Raw genomic sequence first — 14,614 nt, forward strand, 5'->3', positions numbered from 1 at the left:
CGGGCGTTCGGAGTTCGAGCGGGGCAGAGAGGCGACGCTGGGCGGGCACTGGACCTCAGATGGTCCAGGGCGCCGGAGCGTCCGCCGCGATGCCGTACCGGCGGATCGCCTCGGCGACCGTGGCACGCGGCACCGTGCCAGCCTCGGCCAGGGCATGCAGGGCGGCGATCACCACGTGCTGCCGGTCCACCTCGAAGAAGCGCCGGAGCGCGCTGCGGGTGTCGCTGCGGCCGAACCCGTCCGTGCCGAGCGTAACGAAGCGTGCGCCGACATAGGAGGCGATCAGCTGCGGATACGCCCGGACGTAGTCGCTCGCCGCGACGACGGGCGCCGTGCCCGGCAGCAGCGCCGCCACGTGGCTGACCGGGGCCTCGGCCTCCGGATGGAGCATCGCTTGTCGCTCGGCCTCGCGGGCATCGCGGGCCAGCTCGCTGAAGCTCGTGACGCTGAACACCTCGGCCGAGACGCCCCAATCCTGCGCCAGCAGGTCGGCGGCGGCGATCACCTCCGGCAGGATCGCGCCCGAGCCGAGAAGGCGTACGGCGCCCGATCCGGCGTCCGGTCCCGGTAGGCGGTACATGCCCTTCAGGATCCCTGTCTCCGCTCCCTCCGGCATGGAGGGCTGGGCGTAGTTCTCGTTCATCGCGGTGAGATAGTAGAAGGCGTCCTCGCCCTCTTCCATCATCGCGCGGGCGCCGCGGTCGACGATCACCGCCATCTCGTACGCTAAGGCCGGATCGTAGGCCCGGCAGTTCGGGATCGCGGCCGCCGCGAGGTGGCTCGACCCGTCCTGGTGCTGCAGCCCCTCGCCGCCGAGCGTCGTGCGCCCGGCCGTGGCACCGATCAGGAAGCCGCGGGCGCGCTGGTCGGCCGCCGCCCAGATCAGATCGCCGACCCGCTGGAAGCCGAACATCGAGTAGTAGATGTAGAATGGCAGCATCGACAGGCCGTGCACGCTGTAGGCCGTGGCGGCCGCCGTCCAGGACGAGATAGCTCCGGCCTCGGTAATCCCCTCCTCGAGCAACTGCCCGTCCCGGGCCTCCCGGTAGTAGAGCATCGAGCCGGCGTCCTCCGGCTCGTAAAGCTGGCCTTGCGGCGCGTAGATCCCGACCTGCCGGAACAGGTTGGCCATGCCGAAGGTCCGCGCCTCGTCGGCGACGATCGGGACGATGCGCGGCCCGAGATCCTTGTGCTTCAGGAGGTTGCCGAACAGGCGCACCACAGCGGTGGTGGTGGACATCTCCTTGCCGCCGGCTTCCAGGGCGAAGCCCGCATAGGTCGAGAGCGGCGGCACCGCCACGGTCGGTGCCGTGCGGCGGCGGGCCGGCAGGACCCCGCCCAGCGCCGCGCGGCGTTCGCGCAGGTAGCGCATCTCGGCGCCGTCCTCGGCGGGCTTGTAGAAGGCCAGCCCCTCCACCTGCGCGTCCGTGAGCGGCAGGGCGAAGCGGTCCCGGAAGGCCCGAAGGGCGTCGGTGTCGAGCTTCTTGGCTTGGTGGGCGGTCATGCGCGATTCGCCCGCCCCGCCCATGCCGTAGCCCTTCTTGGTCTTGGCCAGGATCACCGTGGGGCGGCCCTTGGTGGCCTTTGCGGCGGCGAAGGCCGCGTAGAGCTTGCGGAAGTCGTGGCCGCCGCGCTTCAGTCGATCCACGTCGGCGTCCGACATGTGGGCGACGAGATCGCGCACCTCCGGATCCTCGCCGAAGAAGTGGGCGAGGTTGTAGGCGCCATCCTTGGCGCCCAGCGTCTGGTACTTGCCGTCAACCGTCTCGGCGAAGCGCCGCAGCAGGGCATGATTGGTGTCGCGAGCGAAGATCCCGTCCCACTCCGAGCCCCACAGCACCTTGATGACGTTCCAGCCGGCGCCGCGAAACAGACTCTCCAGCTCTTGGATGATCTGGCCGTTGCCGCGCACCGGACCGTCGAGCCGCTGCAGGTTGCAGTTGATCACGAAGGTGAGGTTGTCGAGGTTCTCGCGCGCGGCGAGCGCCAGGCCGCCGATCGATTCCGGCTCGTCCATCTCGCCGTCGCCGAACACGCCCCAGACATGCCGCCCGGACGTGTCGGCCAGACCCCGGTCGCCGAGATAGCGCATGAACCGCGCTTGGTAGACCGCGTGGATCGGGCCGATGCCCATCGACCCGGTGGGAACCTGCCAGAAATCCGGCATCAGCCAGGGATGCGGGTAGGAGCACAGGCCGTCGCCGGCGATTTCCTGGCGGTAGTGCTTCAGCTGCTCCTCGGACAGCCGACCCTCGAGGAAGGCCCGCGCGTAGACGCCGGGGGCCGAGTGTGGCTGGAAATAGATGAGGTCGCCGTCCGCCCCGCCCTTGAAGAAGTGATTGAAACCGACCTCGAACAGTTCGGCCGCCGAGGCGTAGCTCGCCACGTGCCCGCCGAGCTCGCCGTAGGCCATGTTGGCGCGCACCACCATGGCAAGGGCATTCCAGCGCATGATCGAGGTCAGGCGCTCCTCGATTTCGAGGTCGCCGGGGTAGCGCGGCTGCTTCTCCAGCGGGATCGTGTTCCGGTAGGGCGAGTAGGGCAGCGCCTCGTCGAGGATGCCGATCTCCTTCGAGCGCCGCTCCAGCCGGTCGAGGATGAAGCGGGCCCGGGCCGCCCCCTCCGTGCGAAACAGCGATTCCAGGGCCGACAGCCAGTCCTGGGTCTCCGCCGGATCGTGATCGACCTCGGCGGACCGCGCGATGGTGGCTTTCGGCGGTATGGCGTTCATCGGCGCGGCCTCCCCTTATGAGCTGGATCATACGGGTATCGCGGCGGCGGGATATGCCGAAGATTTGCTCTCGAGGGGTATTTGTGGGATCGGCCGACCGATAAGCTGGGAGAGAGCGGAAAATTTTGCCTCACCGTCTGGCTGCCGCGACATTCGCGTGTCTGCCCTCCAGCCGTATGTCGGCGCGGCCCCAAACCGGAGACCGAACCCATGCCCTCGCGACCGGCCCAGCTCGATGCCGCCAGCCTGCGCATCCTTGAACGCCTGCAGCAGGACAGTGAGATCAGCATCGCGGATCTGGCCGAGCAGGTCGGTCTCTCCACCTCGCCATGCTGGCGCCGGGTCAACGATCTGAAGGAGGCTGGGGTCATCCGCGGCTGCGTGGCGGTGGTCGATCCGCTGAGCCTGGGGCTGGCGGTCAACGTCTTCGTCCATGTCTCGCTGGAGAAGCAGACGCAGGCCGCGCTCCAGGCGTTCGACGAGGCGGTTCGAAGCCGGCCGGAGGTGATGGAATGCTACCTGATGAGCGGCGAGGCCGACTACATGCTGCGTGTGGTGGTAGAGGATCTTGGTCAGTACCAGAAACTCGTCCTCGACCACCTGACCCGGATCCCCGGCGTGGCCAACATCCGCTCCAGCTTCGCCCTGGGTCAGGTGAAGTATACGACCGCGCTGCCGCTTGGGCATCTGACCCGCTGAGCGGCGCTTGCCGGTGCTAGTGCACCGTAGCGGGTCGCGGGCCGCCCTGATCGTCTGGGATCGGAAGTTCTCGGTTCCAAGCGCGGAGGCCAGAAACGGCCGCGTCACGCGAGAGGGAGATGGTGGAGCCTAACGGGATCGAACCGATGACCTCTTCCATGCCATGGAAGCGCTCTCCCAGCTGAGCTAAGGCCCCAATTTTAATGGCCGCGGTTCGCGTCCCGACATGGCCGCGTCACGCGAGAAGGGGATGGTGGAGCCTAACGGGATCGAACCGATGACCTCTTCCATGCCATGGAAGCGCTCTCCCAGCTGAGCTAAGGCCCCACTTTCATCCGCCGCGGTTTGGGTCCCGCGGGGTCTCGCCGATCCGGCTTGCGTCCGGCGAGGCCGGTTCTATAGGCGGCTCGCGCCGCGGACTCAACCCCTTTTTTTCGCTCTCGCCGGGGGTTTTAGGGAGGGGAGGCGGAGACCGCCTCAGCTCTCTTCGTCGTTCTCGATGTCGCCGTCGATCAGGTCGGACACATCGTCGTCGCCGGTATCTTCCTCCTCGAGGAAGGTGTCGTCCTCGGCCGAATCCCCGTCCTCGACCGTGTCGTCTTCGGGCGTCGGATCCGCCTCGTCCTCGGCGGCTTCGACTTCGTCGAGGGAGACGAGTTCCGGACCCTTCTCGTCCGTCTCGTCCTCATCGTCGTTCGAGGCCCGCGACAGGGCCGGTGCCGCCACGCGGCTGGTCGCGGCCGCCTGATAGACCGCCCCGCATTTCGGGCAGACGGCGGGGTCGCGGGCGAGGTCATAGAACTTCGCGCCGCAGCTCATGCACTGGCGCTTCAAGCCAAGTTCCGGTCGGGCCACGGGCGGACACCTCGTCGTCACTACAGTTCTGGGGGGAGGGGCCCCGTTAGTCGCGGGCGTCGCCCCTGTCAATCGAGCTGGCGCGCGGTTTTCCGGTCGGCCGATCCCGAGGGCCGCCATGGATGACGTGAGACGGTGCGCGTGTTAACCGCGCGGCGATTTCACGGTCCGATTGCAGCACCGCGGCGATACCGCGCGACGCGCCGGATCCAGGCCCACCGATAGAGCCCGAACGGACATCCCGTGTCGCACGATTCGCCTCCCCAGCCCCTCACCGCCGCACCGGGCACGCCCCTGACAGGACGCCTGCGTCCGCCGGGCGACAAGTCGATCTCCCACCGGGCGATGATCCTCGGCCTGCTGAGCGAGGGCGAGACCCGGGTCGAGGGCCTGCTGGAGGGGGACGACGTGCTGCGCACGGCCGCTGCCGCGAAGGCGCTCGGTGCCGGTGTGGAGCGCCTCGGCGAGGGGCGCTGGCGTGTGCGGGGCGTCGGCATCGGCGGCCTTACCGACCCGGCCGAGGTGCTGGATTTCGGCAACGCCGGCACCGGCTCCCGGCTGATGATGGGCGTGGTCGGGGGCCAGCCGGTCACCGCGACGTTCGACGGCGACGCCTCCCTGCGCTCGCGGCCGATGCGGCGCATCCTGGATCCGCTCATCCGCATGGGCACGCAGGTGTTGGCCGAGGCGCCAGGCGGGCGCGTGCCGCTGACCCTGCGTGGCCCCCGCGAGGCGATCCCGATCACCTACGAGACCCCGGCGGCTTCCGCGCAGATCAAGTCCGCGGTTCTGCTCGCCGGCCTCAACGCCCCCGGCATCACCACGGTGATCGAGGCGGCCGCAACCCGCGATCACACCGAGCGGATGCTGCGCCTGTTCGGTGCCACGGTCAGCGTCGAGCCCCACGGGCCGGGCGGACATGGCCGCACGATCGCGCTGACTGGCCAGCCCACCTTGCGCGGGACGGACGTGGTCGTGCCGGCCGACCCCTCCTCGGCGGCCTTCCCGCTGGTGGCGGCGCTGATCGTGCCGGGCTCCGATGTGGTGATCGAGGGCGTGATGATGAACCCGCTGCGCACCGGGCTCATCACCACGCTTCTTGAAATGGGCGCGCAGATCGAGCGCGTTGCCGAGCGGGAAGAGGGCGGCGAGACCGTGGCGGACCTGCGCGTGCGCGCGAGTCGTCTCACCGGCGTCGACGTCCCGGCCGAGCGGGCGCCCGCGATGATCGACGAGTACCCGGTGCTGGCGGTGGCGGCGAGCTTCGCCGAGGGCCGGACCCGGATGAACGGCCTCCATGAGCTGCGCGTCAAGGAATCCGACCGGCTCGCCGCCGTGGCAGCAGGTCTGGCAGCCAACGGCGTGCGGCACATAGTGGAAGGCGACGACCTTGTGGTCGAGGGCGACGGCAGCGCGGCCTCCGGCGGCGGCACGGTGGCGACTCATCTCGATCACCGCATCGCCATGGCGTTCTTGGTGATGGGCCTCGCCACGCGGAATCCCGTAACGGTGGATGACGGCGCGATGATCGCCACCAGCTTCCCGAGCTTCCTGCCCACCATGCAGGCCCTCGGCGGCCGGATCGGAGCGTGAACCGGATGCCGCTCGTCATCGCAATCGACGGTCCGGCCGCCTCCGGCAAGGGCACTCTCGCCAAGAGGCTGGCCGACCATTACGGCCTGCCGCATCTCGATACGGGGCTCCTCTACCGAGCCGTTGCGCTGGCGCTCATCGATGCCGGCCTGTCGCTGGACGATCACGCGGCTGCGGCCCGAGCGGCTCAGGCCCTTGAGGCGGACAAGCTCGACGATCCGCGCCTGCGCGAGCGGGCGATGGGCGAGGCGGCCTCCCGGATCTCGGCTGTGCCGGAGGTCCGCGCAGGACTGCTGGCATGGCAGCGCCGCTTCGCCGCTGATCCGGAGGGGGCCGTCCTCGACGGGCGGGACATCGGCACGGTCGTCTGCCCTGGGGCTCAGGTAAAGCTGTTCATCACCGCCTCCGCGGAGGAGCGCGCCCGTCGCCGGCACCGGGAGCTTGCCGGCCGCGGCGAGGCCGCGACCTTCGCGGCGATCCTGGCCGACATTGAGGCTCGGGATGCCCGGGATGCCTCCCGGGCCGCCGCGCCGCTGCGCATGGCCGACGACGCTGTGCGGCTCGATACCACGGCGCTCGATGCGGACGCCGCCTTCGACGAGGCCCGCGGGATCGTCGAGCGGGTTCGTGGGGAGGTGCCCTGAAGCGGCGCCGGCGGCGCCGTGTGTTGACCCTCCGGCCCCGCTCACCTATTGCGGACACGCCGTTCGAGAGGAGCCGCTGCAGGCGGGCCGCGGACGCGAGCGCGTAGCTCAGCTGGTAGAGCAACGGACTTTTAATCTGTAGGTCCTGGGTTCGAGTCCCAGCGCGCTCACCACCTAACCCTCTGAAACATTTTCTGCTTCCGGATCTGCTGGCCTGCTGCGGCCGGTGCCGGTTGCCAATTTCAGACGAATGGTTGCCAAACTCACGCAGGGCCGTGCGCCGCTGAGCCCGTCCCGAACAGGTTTTTCCGGGTCTCAGCCCAGCCCTCCTCAAGCTTGCGCATGGCAGAGCGCGCGAGGCGGCGCTTGTTCACATCTCGGGCGTAGTGGCGGACCATCTGCTCGGACATCTCGACGATCGCCGAGACCTCGGCCTCGGTGCAGCCCGCCTCTAAGAGCATGTTCACAGCATTCTTCCGCAGGCCATGAAAGACGAAGCCGGCCGCCTTCAGGCGCGCCATGCCAGCAGCCTTCTCCGACGTAACGTCGGCTGCCGTGCCCTTGCTCGTGCGCGACGTCATCTCGCGCTGCCAGGCGGTACGGTAGGCCGCGAGCGTCCAGGGCTCACCATCCTCGCGCAGGTGCAGCGCCGAGTGCTCGATGTGCGTGCGGGTTAGGATCTCCCGGTACTCCGAGTGGATCGGCACGTAGACTTCCTTACTCGTCTTGCGAGCGATCAGTTCAATGGCATTGGCGCCGGGGCCTGGCCGGAGCATCGGGAGTACGTCGATCGAGCGCTGACCCGTATAAAGGGCCGAGTAGACCGGCAGGTGCAGTCCGACTCGGGCATGTTCGAAGAAGATCTCGAAGGCCCAGTCTGTCCAGGGCTGGTGCGGATCGGCCTCGTGCTCGATCTTTTCGGTGGCCTCGACGACGTTGTGCGTCGAGAAGCCGCGTGGGATGCCAAAAGCGACCAAGCGCGAGAGCACCGCCCGAAAATAGCGGGCAACGGCGGGCGTGCCTTGAAAGCTGTCGATCGCCTTCTGGGCATCTACCGTGGTCAATGCCTCAACCGGGTCATCGCCCCAGAATTCAGCAATTATGCGCAGGTGGCGGTCATAGTCTCGACGGGTGAGCGCGGCGAGATCGGTGTAGGCGGTGTGCGCCTTGTACGCCTCGACGAGGGATGAGAACGTCCGGCGCTCAGAGGCGTCGCCATGGCGCTCTTTCGCCTCGGCCGCATCGAGCGCTTGCCAGAACGCGGCAATTCCGCCTGCCGAGCGCGGGTCGGGCAGGGGATAGCGTCGGCCGCTTGCGGGCGCGTAGTGCCACGACCAGGATCCGCCGTCGCGACTTGCATCGAGGTCCGCATACTGTGCGCAGCGCCGCCAGAATTCGGGATCCTTCGGGCCGAAGGGGAGGGCGAGCCGAGGCCATTCTCGCGGCGTGCTGCGGTACCGCTCGTAATGGAAGAACACGCGGCCCGACGGCTTCGCCCGCGCCTTCACGTAGCGGGGTAGGTCAACCATGCCCGCGGCGTTCCTTGGCCTCGACAAAGCGGTCTCCCATACTCTTGCGAGGAGCGTGATGGTCGGCTGCGGCATGGGGCGCCGTCAACTCGGGATAGAGATCCGGACGCTGGCGCTTGCGCCAGCGGTCGACAGCTTCCAGGTCGTACATGCCGGTGGTCTCGTCCGGCGTTGGAAAGCCTCGGGCAAACAGGCGCGGGCGGCAGGCCTCGAACTGCGCCTCAGTGAGGTGGAGCCGTCGTGCGATCTTGTCAGCCGGCACGTAGGCCGGGTCGATCCTGAACCGGATTGCAGGTGCCTGGAGGTGCACCGAGGGCTGGCTGCGTTCGCGTTCGGGTCCAAATGAAGCGGGCAGCATGGCGGCAGGGCGGCGCTCGCGAATCATTGCGGCGAACCCTTCAGCTGAGGGCGCGCGAGATGAGCGCGGCGGGTCAGCCGGAACTCCGGATAGGGGTTTAAGGGGTTTGAGGGGTCTGCTTCGATGGCCGCGCGTACACAGTCACGAGGGCGATCCCATGCGTGTGCGGACACAGAGCTACGACGGTCGACGACAGTTTGCCGCTTCGGGCCGTAACAAACCCCTGAAACCCTTGAAACCCCTAACTTAGGCATCAGCGCCTGCGCGCTTGTGCCTAGCCTGGCACCATGGCGCGTCATTCATTGAAATCCGTTTGAGTAGGGGGTCCATCTACCTGGTTGAGCGAGAACCGGTTTCCATTGCTGCTGTCGGCCTTCATCTCCAGCCGATAGCCACCGACGACGCGGCCCTTAATACGAGACAACCACTTGCCAAGGCGCCGGCTGTTGACCGCGCCGCCCTCACCGGCTTGCCGCAGCAGCAGATCTCGGAACTCGGGTGCGCGGAACTCCTGCGCTATGTAGTCGAAGCTCGCGCCGGGACCCTTTTCACAGGCAGCTCTAATGATAGCGCTGGTGGTGTAGCCACTCGACGGGCTCAGATGCTCGCGCCAATGCTCGAATAGCTCTCGAATCGCGGAGAGCTCCGGATCCTCGTCACGGGCGATTTCCATACTCGACACTGGATCGGCTTGGCCCAGCCAAACGAGCGGAGAGCGAACCATCTCGGTCCACTCCTCATAAGAACCGAGTGGACCGCAGACAGACGGTGCTCCCGCGACGCGATAGGCGCGGATCACAGTAAGTGCCGCGGCGACATAGGCGCCGCGATCAGTCAAGGCCTGCAAGATCGGGTCGAATTTGAAGGTCCGCTGCTCCGGATTGTCTATCTTAGCGTCCAGCGAGCAGACGAGTGCGCGCCGGGTCATGTCGCCCACCAGGACAAGGTTGTTGCCGGTGGCGAAGACGGCCGAGCGGCATTCCAGCTCCGGCGCTTCAGACTTCCCAAGGATGCGGACTCGAACCAGTGGCCGCTCAGTGAGCTGACAGAGCATATCCCCGCCGAGCTCGCCGTTTACGTTGTCGATTGAGATCACCGACACGCCATCTCGCAGCAGCGCTCCGAGGCGTTTCTCGGTTTCCTCCGCGCTCTTGCCGGCCGTGATCACTGGGCAGCGCCGGCCCGCGGCGATGATGGAAATGAGGTCGATCAGATAGCTTTTTCCGGTGCCCGGGGTGTACGCACGGATCGCGTGCATGGGTGCGGTTGGGATCACAGAACGCACTAGTGCCGTCAGGACACCGGACAATGCCACCGAGCGGTCAATGTGGCTGACGAAGGGAAAGTCGATTAGGAGTTCTTCGATCAAAGCCAGAGCGCGTAATGCCTCGGTCTTGTCTGGTCGCTTCGAGAGCGATGGCAATCTGAAGTCGGGGGCCGCAGCATAATATAGCTGTGTTGCAGGATCGTAGCCGGGCAGGTCGAGGATAGTGCCGTCTGGGCGCACAGTCGGCGCGGTGATGACACCAACTACCGGCGGCACGCGCCATTGGCCCTCGCGAGCAAGAAGCGTCGCCGTTATTTCGTCTGGTGGATTGATATCCAGCCAATCTTCAGCTCGCACGTCGTAGCGCTGGAAGCGCATTTTCTGGGCGGCTATATCCGCAAGACCGATTGTGCTGAGCGCGCGCATCCGCGCCACCGAAGTCATTCGACCCTTGGCGGCCGGTACGGCCTGGATCACCGGTCGCACCAGGGTGCCGGCGCGAGAGTAGATCTGCACCCCAGCGTTCAGTAGGATCGCCTCCATGCGGTCGACGCCCTTGGGCACCTTGCCGGCAACGAAGCGCACAATTGGCCGGCCGTCCTCATCCTCAGGCGGAGCCTCAGGGTCTACATTCGCCCTATAATCGGCCCTGTTGCGTTTTGGCGCGCCCGACTGACCTGATCCCGAGCGCTTCCAGCCGTTCTCGGAGGCGTGCCAGAACAGGGTCGCCACCGTGACGGTATGCCCGCGCGCAAACGTTGACCACTTCCGCGAGGTTAATGAGGGATCGTTGCGAGGCGAGGTTGCAGACCAGGCTTCCCACAATCCCCGTCCAGCCTCCCCTAGACCATCGTAGAGAGCGAAACCAATCCGGACCCAGCCGTCGTAGTCGAAATTATTGGGCACGTACTTGAGTGCGCTCGCGATGGTTTCAACATCCGGAGCTTCGCCAGACCTTATGGCGGCGGCGAGTCGGCCTTTGGTCTCCTGTCTTCGGCGCGTTTGCCGACGGTCCTGACTAGTCGCGGCGCCGGAGTCGCGGACTAGAGTCTCGGCCTCGGCTATGAAACGTCGCAGCTCGGCCTCACTAGTCTCGGGCACATCGGCGAAGTTGATGCTCAAGGGTGAAGCATCCGACCAGCTGTAGGGAGCGGCGGTTTCGGGATGGATGCCGAAGGCGACAAATTGGTGCCCGCGCAGCAGCACCTCGACTTTTGTGGGCTTCTCTAGCGGATCGTCAGTATAATAGAACGGTGCAGTCTGAATCTTGTTGCCAGAGATTGGTAGTCTATACGCGAGGAGCAGCTTCGGCTGCCGGCCGGTGCGCTCGAGCGGCGTCGGGCCGAGGATCTTACGCGCGCGGTTGGCGATGGAAGCAGAGAGGGCCGGATCGAGCACGTCGATATCAACGCCAGCTAAGTGGCCGCAGAGGAGGCCAGTGTTTACGCTATCGGGATAGAGTCTGCTCCAGCTCATGATCTCCTCGGGCGAAGCATCGAGGCACCGGTGCTGAAAGGCCGGCATCATTGGCCGCTTGCCGGCAGATTTCACGTTCATTGTCGGCCCGGAGACCGGCACTGGATGAAAGCCGCGCGAGCGAAGTGCAAGGCGCAGCTCGGTCGGCTCGAGATGTGGATTTGTGGTCATAGAGCCAAAGATCCGTTACCATGAAAGGTGTGCACGGCGATGCAGCACCGCGATTTGCGGTATATTGTCGAGGACAACATGGCGCCGTGATTTGCTCAGGTCGTCTTGAAGCAAGCTTAGTGCTGCGACGGATTACGTTAGACTACGCGCGGTACGTACGCGTCCGCGAGTGCAGGCGCAGGGCTTCCCGCGCGTTGCAGACCTCTTATGGTCGTGTTACCTATCTCCGTCGGAGCACCCGGTGGTGCTTCTCGCACACAGCATGGTGCTTTGCAAGGCGCGAAATATGACGGGTGAGGAATTTGCTCGCTGGCGGGCACGGCTCGGCTTGACGCAGAGCGCCGCGGCAGATCGGTTGGGGTTAACTAGAGGAACTATTATAGACTACGAGAGTGGGGTCCGAAGATCGAGCGGGAAAGAAGCGGTAATACCTCTTGTGGTTGAGCTCGCTTGTCAGGCCATCGAGTGGGGTGCTGTCAAGTATGAAAATAAAAATACCATCTCTAATGCGGATGATAGGCCATATGCCAGCTGGATTATGGAAATTAGCAAGTTGCGAGATCCTGAGCTTGAGCTTCAAGGAAGGAGACTGTTTCCGGAAGAATGGCGTCCTTACCCATATGTCTTGATTGCTGAACCTGAATGGGACGATCCTGCGGCGGCAGAGGAGGTGGAAAGGCAATTTTACCATGGAGATGTGTCTTTTGATTGGAAATCTCTCCCGGTCGCCAAATGTGATAAATATGCACGGCCAATGCGAGTTCGAGTGGCCGTTTTCCCAGATCCGATCAGTCAATCCGCATTCATGATTGCAGCCAAAGGGAAAGGCTAAATCTACTGGCATAAATGATGTGTGAGACTGTGTCGCAGTTTGCTGCGACGGAAGGCAATGTGTCTGATAAATAGACGCAGATTTCGCTCGGGTTACTTGTAAATAATCCGCGATTACTTGCGGGCAGTTTAACGAAGCGCGAAAGTCTGCGCACGTTGTTGCCGAGCGCGCGCAACCCAGGCTGTGCCACGAGCTTGCCGCTCACCGCGGGTGAGGAGTGAACGCCTAGGAGCCTTCTGATTGGGGTCACTGAGGCAAGCAGCTCCTGATCCTGCTTGGTTCCGGACCTATCGCGCCCGCAAGTCACGCGCTTATCTTCGCGATCGGCGCTGAAGGCCGCCGCATGATGGGGTCAGAAGAGCAAGGTGTCTCAATCTGTCCGACGAGCTTACGGCGGGGCCGCAGGCTCTCGGCTCTCAATGAGATCGCCTCAGCCATCGTCCCCGCGGGGACGATCCGGTCTTCCTTGCGGGCGAAGTCTGGCCTGCTCCAGCAGGCGTGTCTCCTTCATGTGGCAGTTGGTTCCGGCGCTTGGCCGAAGCGGAATGAGGACTCTTCCCGCTACATCGTGTGCAGGACAACAGCGAGCCTGCGCGCGACCGCCACGCGAGTAAGGGCCATATCGTGATGCTTGGCCATCCGCATGCCCCAGACGCGCAGGCTCGACCATTTGCGCGAGTGCACCAGCAGGGAATGGGCGGCCACGTAGAGAGCGGTGCGGGCGAGCTCATCGCCGCAGCGGCTGATCTTGCCCTGGATGTTGGTCTCGCCTGGCTGGTAGAGGGCCGGGGTGAGACCGAGATGCACGCCCACGTCCCGCGAGCGGCGGAAGCGTTCGGGTCGGTCGATGGTGGCGCGGAACGCGAGTGCCGTGATCGGGCCGACACCCGGCACACCCGTCAGCCGTCGGCAGACCGCCTCACCGCGTACGATGACGAGAACCTGTCGGCTCAGGCGATCGAGCTGCCCCAGCATGGTACCCAGCACCGTCAGCAGCGGCTCGACGAGGGCATGACCTCGGGATCCTTGCCGGCAAGGTCCCGCACGCGTCTGGCGAGGGCTGTCCGAGCTGGCGTGCCGAGCTTGATCCTGCCCTCGCGCAGGATGGCCCGCACGACGTTCTCGATCGCTCGCATCTCGTTGAGCAGTGTGCGGCCCGCCACCAGGAGCGAGCGCCAGAGGCGGGGACTGGCGCGACTTGACGTGGACTTGCCGGTGCCAGCCGGTGCGCTTGATTTGGGCCAGGGCGCGAGCGTCGTTGCGGTCAGTCTTGTCCGGCGTCGTCCTCATGGCCGCGTTGGCGGACCGCGTCTCGATGCAGACCGCCGGCAGGCCGGCGACCCGGAGGTCATCCTGCAGCCAGGCCGTGCATGAGCAGGCCTCCAGGCCAAGGGGCGAAACAACTTGGCCATGGGCCGAGTGAAGCAGCCTCCGCCCCTGCCGTCGAGAGGATTTCTCGGAGGGGCTCCTGGATATGGCTGCGCAGCAGACCGCCAATCCCGCTGCGCTTACGCGGCAATCGCAACCTCGGCGATCGAGGACTGGAACGCCTTCAGAGCAGCCCGCAGGCCCCGCATCTCCTCCTGACTGACCGCGATAACCTGCTTCAACCGCTCGATCTCGTTCACCGCAGCGTGAAGCGCGCCGTTCTCGGCCCTAATTGCCTGCAAGGCGGCCATCTCATCGCGAATGGCGGACACCTCGTCCTGCACGGCCGTGAGCATCGCGAGCTTCACGGTCGCCGACCGCGCGCGCTTCTCACGCGGCGGCGTGTCCACCACCGGCGGGGTCTCCTGTTCACGCTTGCGGAGGTCGAGCAGCACACGCCGGCCCGTCGTGGTGGACTGCTTCGACCTCATCGGATCAAGCGTGCCAGCGGGCTCGTGCGTGCCGGCCCTGGCCACAGCAGGGAGCATGAGACGTCCACCATCCAGAGCGCCGATCAACTGCTCGGTCAGCGCCGTGGGCGCGACCTTGACCGTTCCAGCCGGCTCAAGCGGCATCAGGCGCGCCGACTTCGTGGCGTCATAGATCACATCACGGTCGATCTGCCGGTTCACCTCCGCCGCCTTGCTTTCGATGACAAGCGAGCGATCGCGGTCGTCCATATCCTCCAACGCGGTGCGAATGCGGGCCCGCTCCTCGGCCTTGGGCTGCCCCTTCAGGACGGTGTAGCTGTCGCTGTGACCCTCGCGCAGGTGGAGAGGGTCGTAGCCCTTGCGGTTCAGGATCGAGTTGATCAGCATCAGCGACTTGTCGGCCAGCATGCAGCCCTCGCTGAAGTACATCCGCTCGAACTCCCGAAAACGGCTGTCGTAGTTCGGCACAAAAGGCTTGATCAGCAGATACGCATCGATAAACAGGTAATCCTCGGCCTTGGTCAGCGCCCAGAGACGGAAGCCGCTGCCCGTCACAATCAACTTAGCCACAAAGCTCTCCTGAAAATTCTAACCGCGCCC

The 14,614-nt window shown here is 65.6% G+C and carries 10 protein-coding genes, 3 tRNA genes and 1 pseudogene; 5 read left to right on the forward strand and 9 right to left on the reverse strand.

What is annotated here, in order from left to right; genetic code table 11:
* Positions 1-55: 55 nt before the first annotated feature.
* Positions 56-2,731: an alpha-ketoglutarate dehydrogenase gene (mdeB, locus tag ACYCO6_RS01610; protein WP_459768700.1), complete on the reverse strand. Its 2,676-nt coding sequence runs from the start codon at positions 2,729-2,731 to the stop codon at positions 56-58.
* Between the two features lie 210 nt (positions 2,732-2,941).
* On the opposite strand from mdeB, the gene ACYCO6_RS01615 reads away from it, so the two are divergent.
* Entirely contained in the window at positions 2,942-3,430 is a 489-nt protein-coding gene (locus ACYCO6_RS01615; protein ID WP_459768702.1) for an Lrp/AsnC family transcriptional regulator, read from the forward strand.
* 120 nt (positions 3,431-3,550) lie between these two features.
* Here ACYCO6_RS01615 and ACYCO6_RS01620 read toward each other — a convergent pair.
* The 3 genes from ACYCO6_RS01620 to ACYCO6_RS01630 form a co-directional block, all read right to left on the reverse strand.
* Positions 3,551-3,626: transfer RNA gene (locus tag ACYCO6_RS01620), tRNA-Ala, on the reverse strand.
* A 55-nt stretch (positions 3,627-3,681) separates the two neighbouring features.
* A tRNA-Ala gene (locus ACYCO6_RS01625) sits at positions 3,682-3,757 on the reverse strand.
* 150 nt (positions 3,758-3,907) lie between these two features.
* A complete protein-coding gene (locus ACYCO6_RS01630) occupies positions 3,908-4,285 on the reverse strand; it encodes a TIGR02300 family protein (protein WP_459768704.1) in 378 nt (125 codons plus the stop codon).
* A 243-nt stretch (positions 4,286-4,528) separates the two neighbouring features.
* Here ACYCO6_RS01630 and aroA point away from each other — a divergent pair, with 243 nt between their 5' ends.
* The 3 genes from aroA (at position 4,529) to ACYCO6_RS01645 (ending at position 6,695) form a co-directional block, all read left to right on the forward strand.
* Positions 4,529-5,878: a 3-phosphoshikimate 1-carboxyvinyltransferase gene (aroA, locus tag ACYCO6_RS01635; protein ID WP_459768706.1), complete on the forward strand. Its 1,350-nt coding sequence runs from the start codon at positions 4,529-4,531 to the stop codon at positions 5,876-5,878.
* Between the two features lie 5 nt (positions 5,879-5,883).
* Complete coding sequence (cmk, locus tag ACYCO6_RS01640) at positions 5,884-6,522, forward strand: (d)CMP kinase (RefSeq protein ID WP_459768708.1); 639 nt, start codon at positions 5,884-5,886, stop codon at positions 6,520-6,522.
* A gap of 97 nt (positions 6,523-6,619) precedes the next feature.
* Positions 6,620-6,695: transfer RNA gene (locus ACYCO6_RS01645), tRNA-Lys, on the forward strand.
* Between the two features lie 90 nt (positions 6,696-6,785).
* Here ACYCO6_RS01645 and ACYCO6_RS01650 read toward each other — a convergent pair.
* The 3 genes from ACYCO6_RS01650 to ACYCO6_RS01660 form a co-directional block, all read right to left on the reverse strand.
* Positions 6,786-8,051 carry an integrase gene (locus ACYCO6_RS01650; RefSeq protein ID WP_459768711.1) on the reverse strand — a complete coding sequence of 422 codons (1,266 nt, stop codon included), beginning with the start codon at positions 8,049-8,051 and terminating at the stop codon, positions 6,786-6,788.
* Positions 8,044-8,436 carry a hypothetical protein gene (locus tag ACYCO6_RS01655; protein WP_459768713.1) on the reverse strand — a complete coding sequence of 131 codons (393 nt, stop codon included), beginning with the start codon at positions 8,434-8,436 and terminating at the stop codon, positions 8,044-8,046. Before ACYCO6_RS01655 ends, ACYCO6_RS01650 begins: the two co-directional genes overlap by 8 nt.
* A 268-nt stretch (positions 8,437-8,704) precedes the next feature.
* On the reverse strand, positions 8,705-11,323 hold the full coding sequence (locus tag ACYCO6_RS01660; RefSeq protein ID WP_459768715.1) for a PriCT-2 domain-containing protein: 2,619 nt from the start codon (positions 11,321-11,323) through the stop codon (positions 8,705-8,707).
* A 241-nt stretch (positions 11,324-11,564) separates the two neighbouring features.
* Here ACYCO6_RS01660 and ACYCO6_RS01665 point away from each other — a divergent pair, with 241 nt between their 5' ends.
* Positions 11,565-12,155, forward strand: coding sequence for a helix-turn-helix domain-containing protein (locus ACYCO6_RS01665; RefSeq protein ID WP_459768717.1), 591 nt, complete (start codon positions 11,565-11,567; stop codon positions 12,153-12,155).
* A 561-nt stretch (positions 12,156-12,716) separates the two neighbouring features.
* Here the strand turns inward: ACYCO6_RS01665 and ACYCO6_RS01670 are convergent.
* Positions 12,717-13,652: pseudogene (locus tag ACYCO6_RS01670) on the reverse strand (IS110 family RNA-guided transposase).
* 11 nt (positions 13,653-13,663) lie between these two features.
* Positions 13,664-14,584: a hypothetical protein gene (locus tag ACYCO6_RS01675; RefSeq protein ID WP_459768719.1), complete on the reverse strand. Its 921-nt coding sequence runs from the start codon at positions 14,582-14,584 to the stop codon at positions 13,664-13,666.
* Positions 14,585-14,614: the final 30 nt, after the last annotated feature.

This window comes from Methylobacterium sp. CM6257, from assembly GCF_054611515.1.

Coding starts and splice junctions, on each gene's coding strand:
- ACYCO6_RS01660 (WP_459768715.1), bottom strand. CDS start 11,323: ATGACCACAAATCCACATCTCGAGCCGACCGAGCTGCGCCTTGCACTT.
- ACYCO6_RS01615 (WP_459768702.1), top strand. CDS start 2,942: ATGCCCTCGCGACCGGCCCAGCTCGATGCCGCCAGCCTGCGCATCCTT.
- ACYCO6_RS01655 (WP_459768713.1), bottom strand. CDS start 8,436: ATGATTCGCGAGCGCCGCCCTGCCGCCATGCTGCCCGCTTCATTTGGA.
- cmk (WP_459768708.1), top strand. CDS start 5,884: ATGCCGCTCGTCATCGCAATCGACGGTCCGGCCGCCTCCGGCAAGGGC.
- ACYCO6_RS01650 (WP_459768711.1), bottom strand. CDS start 8,051: ATGGTTGACCTACCCCGCTACGTGAAGGCGCGGGCGAAGCCGTCGGGC.
- mdeB (WP_459768700.1), bottom strand. CDS start 2,731: ATGAACGCCATACCGCCGAAAGCCACCATCGCGCGGTCCGCCGAGGTC.